Source organism: Nonomuraea aridisoli, assembly GCF_003236395.1.
Taxonomy (GTDB): domain Bacteria; phylum Actinomycetota; class Actinomycetes; order Streptosporangiales; family Streptosporangiaceae; genus Nonomuraea; species Nonomuraea aridisoli.
Genome location: NZ_POUD01000662.1, coordinates 1 through 465, shown reverse-complemented (window position 1 = coordinate 465; position 465 = coordinate 1). Strand labels below are relative to the sequence as shown.

At 45.6% G+C, this 465-nt stretch carries 1 protein-coding gene; it reads right to left on the bottom strand.

Annotated elements, in window-relative coordinates:
- Positions 1–465 (bottom strand): KUP/HAK/KT family potassium transporter (locus tag C1J01_RS48605; protein ID WP_181449401.1); only part of this gene is annotated, 465 nt, incomplete at both ends.

Genomic DNA, 465 nt, shown 5'->3' with positions numbered 1-465 from the left:
AAGTTGAGTTGAACTTCCACGATATTTCGAGTGCCTAGCATGTCAATGCTGTAACTACAATCATAAGGTCGGTTGGTTTCATTAATGGTAATAAACCAGTAAACCTTAGCGCGTTTAGGCCGCTTATCTAAAATCGAGTACAGAATTGACCGTTTAACCCGGTGTTGATGGTCGACCTTAGCCAAGTAGACTAAGTTCGTTGCAAATACTGGTAGGTGATCATCGTGGCTTAGCTGGATCAGTTGATTACGATAATCTAGCAGACTAATCTGTTCATTTGCCTGGTTGTAACGCAAACGCCGGCGATTACCAAAGAACCAAACGACCATAATCAAGAAAATGACGAGGGTCAGCCCCAAGGTCAAATAGCCACCGTGAATAAACTTGGTCAGACTAGCCGTTAGAAAGACGGTCTCCAGTGCGCCAAAGCCGAATAATAAAGCTAGCGCCAGCGCCCGGTGGCCC